We start from the raw sequence: 4,989 nt of genomic DNA on the forward strand, positions 1-4,989 counted from the left end.
CGGGCTCAGCACGTTGTGGAGGGTCACTGCGGCGCGGGCGCGCTCAGACCTCCAGGCCGTTCTCGATGCGCCTCAGGCTGTGCCGCGCCAGCGCGAGGTTGCTGCGGGAGCGGTCCAGCGCGAGGTAGAGGAAGAGCGAGCCCTTGCTGCTGGTCAGCGGGCGGATCAGGTGGTACTGCCGGCCCAGCGTGATCAGGATGTCCTCGATGGTGTCGTCCATGTCGAGCGAGGCGAGCGTGCGCATCTTGGAGCGCACCACCTCGGTGTTCCCGGCCGCCGCGAGCTCGAGGTCGAGGTGCTGGTTGCCGCCGAGGGTGCCGAGCGACATGCCGCTCTCGTAGTCGACGAGCGCGACGCCGATCGCACCGTCGATCGCCATGGACTCCTTGAGCGCGGTCTCGATGTTCATTCTGGTGCCCCAATTCCTCAGTGCTGCTGACCGGTCACTGTCCGGCCAACTACGATCGAACGTGTGTGACCCGGCGGTCACAAACATCAACTTTCTTGTGTGTTGCGGAAGTTGGCGTTCAAGCTACTGTGCTGCGCGTGAACGTGGAGGGCGAATGGGAGAACGGGCTACGGCGCTCCAGGCATCCCTGGACCGGCTACTCGACTCTCCCGGCGTCACCGGCGTCGCGCTGATCGACGCGGTCACCGGACTCACCTACGGAGCGGCGGGAGACGCCGCCGAGGCCGGTACCGGCACGGAGGCCTCCGAACTCGTCGCGCTCATCTCCGAGCGGCTCGGCGAGGCGGGAGCCGTGGGGGAGTTGGAAAGCGTGGTCATGACCAGCAGGAGACGCCACCAGGTGCTGCTCCGTGTGGACCGGCCGGCCGGCGATCCGTTGCTGCTGGCCGCCGGTCTCGACCGGGACCGGGCCAACGTGGCGCTCGCGTTACGCGGCCTCGGCGACCGTGCCCGAGAGGTACTGGCGTGAAGACACCCTCGGCGCGCAATGTCCCGGCGCTCCTGCAAGCACTGCACCAGGAGGGCTTCACCGGCACGGTAAGGGTCTCCGGTCAACCGGGTGGCACGATTCATCTGCGTGACGGGCTGATCGGCGCGATCGAGACACCGGGCGCGCCCACCGCCACATCCGCGCTGCTCGCCTCGGGCCGCGTCGACGACGACGCCTGGCTGGCGGCGTGCGCGGCCGAGCCCGACGCGGACCGGCTGGATCTGCACCTGGTCGCCGCCGGACTGATCGGGGCCGCAGAGCTGGAGGTCGCCTGCATGGCCGCCGTCTTCGACGGGGCCTTCGCGATGTCGCTCAGCCCGCCCGGCGGCTGGGAGCTGAGCGGACGCGAGCCCACGCTCCTCGCCCGGCCCGGGGTCGAGCCGAAGCCGCTGGCCGACGAGACCACCCGGCGCATGGCGCTGCTGACCCGGCTGTGGGGTCCCGCGGGCACCCTGGCCCGGGTCCGGCCCGCACTGGTCCCCGGCCGCGAGAACCCCGAGTCCGACAGCCGGCTCACACCACGTCACCGGGAACTCGTCGCGAGCGCCAACGGGCGCCGCACCCCGCGTGACATCGCCTTCGCACGGGGGCGTGGACTCTACGCCGTGATGCTGGACCTCATCCGGCTGGAGGCGCTTCAGGTCCTCCAGTGGGAGGCCGGGACCACACCCGAAGGCCGGCCCAGTACCGCGCCCAGGGTCCCGCAGGGGCGGTCGTCGCCCTACGAGCCGACGCCACGGGCCGGTCCCCTGCCCAGACGCATACCCGGTGGGGGATTCCCCGCCGGGGACTTCTGAGCGAAGGGTGGCTAGTGAGCCCAGACGAAGACCCGGCCCCCAAGCGCCGCCGACGCCCCAAGCCCACCGCTCGCCTCCGGCGGAGCGAGGCCACCGCTCGCCTCCGGCGCAGCCAGACCGGCCGCCGCCTCCGGCAGGAGCAGGCTGATGGTTGGCTTCGGCGGGAGCAGGCCGCTGATCGCTTCCTGCGCGACCAGGCCGCGCGGTCGGCGGCGGACGATTGGTTGGTGCCACCGGCCCCGCCTCCACCGTCCGCCAGTGCCGGTTCCGTGACCGCGGAACGGACACCGACCAGTGGTGCCGGTGCCACGGCCGCGGAACAGCCGCCGTGCGCCGGACCCGAGTCCACGGCCACAGAACGACAGCCCACCGACAGATCCGACTCCCCGTCCCCGGAACCACCGCAGTCCGACACCGCTGGTTCCACAACCCCCGAACCACCGCACCCCGACGCACCCGATTCCACGTCCCCACCACGGCCACCGTTCGTCGAGTCCGAGGTCGCGGTCGTACAGCGCCCACCGTTGCCCGTGCGGGGCGCGGCACCGGACGCGGACGACGCGCCGCTCCCCTTCCCACCGATGACCCTGCTGTCGCGTGAGGAGATCCTCGCCGAACAGCCTTCCCTCGAAATGCTGCGGCGCGTCCGCCGCGGGCTGCGGGCTCTCCCCGAGTCCGACCAGTACCCGTCCGACTGAACAGTCCGGACCGCACCCCTCACACCGGACGCACCACCCCACCGCAGAGTTCTGGACCAAGGAGCACCTTCCCATGACCGCACACGCAACGACCGAATCGCTCACCGGCATCCTGGCCTCGCTGCGTGACCGGGTGTTGGGCGTCTCCGAGAGCGTCCTGTCCACCGTGGACGGGCTCCTCGTCGTCGCCGACGTCGACAAGGTCCACCCCGAGTCCGTCGCCGCGCTCGCCGCCGCCACCCTCGGCGTCGGCCGTCGCATGGCCGACCAGTCCGGCGTCGGCTCCCTCCGCGAGGTCGTGGTCCGCTGTGGGGTGGGCCACGTGATCGTCGTGGCCGTCGGCGAACGTACGCTGCTCACTGTCGTGGGCGACGACGGGCTGGACATCGCCGCGTTCCAGAGGGAGTCGCCGGCGACCGTGGAACAGCTCAACAAGGCGCTGGCGGCGGATGTGACCACCTGACTTCTTGAGCCATGGGGGTGACGATCAGCTACGGAAAACCGATACGGCCGCGCGCCTCCCCCACTTGTCTGACCGTGCCGGTAGCGGGGTAACCCATGGGTAATGAGCGGCCCTCCTTCCGTCCGTGGTTGGATGCGAGGGAGAGGGCGTAGCGGGGGCGACAGCCAGCCCACTCCACGGAACTGGCAGGCGGGAACCGTAACTGGCAGGCGGGAATCGTGAGGATCTTCGGCAAGGGACGGCATCGGCCCTCCGCCTCCTGGCGGCAGGCCACCGATCGTGCGTTCACGCTGATCGGCGATGGTCGGTACGAGGACGCGGGCGCGCTGCTGACACGTGCCGCGGATCTGGAGCCGTGGCTGTCCGAGTCCTGGTTCAATCTCGCGCTGTTGCACAAGTTCCGGCACGACTGGGAGCAGGCGCGCGCCGCAGGTCTGCGTGCCGTCGCGCTGCTCGACCGTGAGACCGGGGCGCCCGACTGGTGGAACGTGGGCATCGCCGCGACCGCCCTGCAGGACTGGCCGCTGGCCCGCCGGGCCTGGCAGGCGTACGGGCTGCGGGTGCCCGGAGGCGCGGGCGTCTCCGGCGAGCCCGTCGGCATGGACCTGGGCAGCGCTGCCGTACGGCTGTCCCCGGAGGGCGAGGCCGAGGTGGTGTGGGGGCGGCGGCTGGACCCCGCCCGCATCGAGGTGCTGTCCATTCCGCTGCCGTCGTCGGGACGGCGCTGGGGTGAGGTCGTACTGCACGACGGCGTTCCGCATGGTGAGCGGACCACGGCCGCGGGGCATGCGTACCCGGTGTTCGACGAGATCGAGCTGTGGGCGCCGTCGCCCGTGCCGACCTGGGTGGTGCTGCTGGAGGCGGCGACCGAGGCGGACCGGGACGCGCTGGAGCGGCTTGCGGCCGACGCCGGGTTCGCGGCGGAGGACTGGTCGTCGTCGGTGCGGTTGCTGTGCCGGCTGTGTTCGGAGTCGCGGATGCCTTCGGACGAGGGCGACGGGGACCATCTGGACCCGCATGATCACAGTGAACCCGGGCATCCCGGGCCATTGGGGCATCGGACGGACGGGCAGCTCTGGGTGCCCGAGCGGGAGTGCGGGATCGCCGCGCCGGCTTCGCTGGTTCGGGGGTTGTTGGACGGGTGGGTCGCGGACAGCCCGGATTCTCGTGACTGGCGGGATCTGGAAGAGGTTTGTTAGGGGTCCGCCGGGTCGTACGTCGGCTGCGGGTTGGTGAGGGGTGCTCGCTCCCCCATCGCGGCGGAGCCGTATATCGGCACAGTCCCGCGCCCCTGACGGGGCGCGGCCCCCGTACCCTGTATCAGCATCACAACCCCCTGTTTTTCTAGGAAGGCATACGTCGCTCATGGCGCAGCAGGACACCGATCAGCAGCACGCGGGCGTGCTCCCCGTGGACGACGAGGGCTTCGTCGTCGACACCGAGGACTGCGAGGAGCGCGAGCAGGCGTACCGGGAGCGCGGCACCTCGCGGCCCATCACGGTCGTCGGGAACCCGGTGCTGCACAAGGAGTGCAAGGACGTCACCGAGTTCGACGACGAGTTGGCGAAGCTGGTGGACGACATGTTCGCCAGCCAGCGGACCGCCGAGGGCGTGGGCCTCGCGGCCAACCAGATCGGCGTGGATCTGAAGGTGTTCGTGTACGACTGCCCGGACGACGAGGGCAAGCGGCACGTCGGTGTGGTCTGCAACCCCAAGCTGGTCGAACTGCCCGCCGAGAAGCGCCGGCTGGACGACAGCAACGAGGGCTGTCTGTCGGTGCCGACCGCGTACATGCCGCTCGCCCGCCCCGACTACGCCGAGGTCACCGGGCAGGACGAGAAGGGCAACCCGATCAAGGTGCGTGGCACCGGGTACTTCGCGCGGTGTCTGCAGCACGAGACCGACCACCTGTACGGCTACCTGTACATCGACCGGCTCTCCAAGCGTGACCGCAAGGACGCGCTGCGGCAGATGGCCGAGAACGAGCCCCGCTACCCCGTGGTCGCGAACGACTGAGACGGGAGACGACAGCAGAGGCGCGAGCCTCGTACACACGGGCACACGGACGACGC

The 4,989-nt window shown here is 70.7% G+C and carries 7 protein-coding genes; 6 read left to right on the forward strand and 1 reads right to left on the reverse strand.

Going from position 1 to position 4,989, the window contains the following annotated elements; genetic code table 11:
- Positions 1 to 43: 43 nt before the first annotated feature.
- Positions 44 to 409 (reverse strand): hypothetical protein, encoded by a 366-nt coding sequence (locus tag STRIP9103_RS00535; protein ID WP_009293503.1) that lies wholly within the window; start codon positions 407 to 409, stop codon positions 44 to 46.
- A gap of 154 nt (positions 410 to 563) precedes the next feature.
- On the opposite strand from STRIP9103_RS00535, the gene STRIP9103_RS00540 reads away from it, so the two are divergent.
- The 6 genes from STRIP9103_RS00540 (at position 564) to def (ending at position 4,933) form a co-directional block, all read left to right on the forward strand.
- Positions 564 to 938: a hypothetical protein gene (locus STRIP9103_RS00540; RefSeq protein WP_234022075.1), complete on the forward strand. Its 375-nt coding sequence runs from the start codon at positions 564 to 566 to the stop codon at positions 936 to 938.
- Positions 935 to 1,756, forward strand: a complete 822-nt coding sequence (locus STRIP9103_RS00545) for a DUF4388 domain-containing protein (protein ID WP_009293502.1) — start codon at positions 935 to 937, stop codon at positions 1,754 to 1,756. The genes STRIP9103_RS00540 and STRIP9103_RS00545 overlap by 4 nt, the downstream gene beginning before the upstream one ends.
- Positions 1,757 to 2,025: 269 nt before the next feature.
- Positions 2,026 to 2,454, forward strand: coding sequence for a hypothetical protein (locus tag STRIP9103_RS49685; RefSeq protein WP_141580439.1), 429 nt, complete (start codon positions 2,026 to 2,028; stop codon positions 2,452 to 2,454).
- 73 nt (positions 2,455 to 2,527) lie between these two features.
- Positions 2,528 to 2,917, forward strand: a complete 390-nt coding sequence (locus STRIP9103_RS00550; RefSeq protein WP_009293496.1) for a roadblock/LC7 domain-containing protein — start codon at positions 2,528 to 2,530, stop codon at positions 2,915 to 2,917.
- Positions 2,918 to 3,135: 218 nt separating this feature from the next.
- Positions 3,136 to 4,116, forward strand: coding sequence for a tetratricopeptide repeat protein (locus tag STRIP9103_RS00555; protein ID WP_009293495.1), 981 nt, complete (start codon positions 3,136 to 3,138; stop codon positions 4,114 to 4,116).
- A gap of 166 nt (positions 4,117 to 4,282) precedes the next feature.
- The gene (gene def / locus STRIP9103_RS00560; protein WP_009293500.1) at positions 4,283 to 4,933 is read left to right on the forward strand and encodes a peptide deformylase; all 651 of its coding nucleotides are present in this window, start codon (positions 4,283 to 4,285) and stop codon (positions 4,931 to 4,933) included.
- The last annotated feature ends 56 nt before the right edge of the window (positions 4,934 to 4,989 follow it).

It is taken from the genome of Streptomyces ipomoeae 91-03 (assembly GCF_000317595.1).
Lineage (GTDB): Bacteria > Actinomycetota > Actinomycetes > Streptomycetales > Streptomycetaceae > Streptomyces > Streptomyces ipomoeae.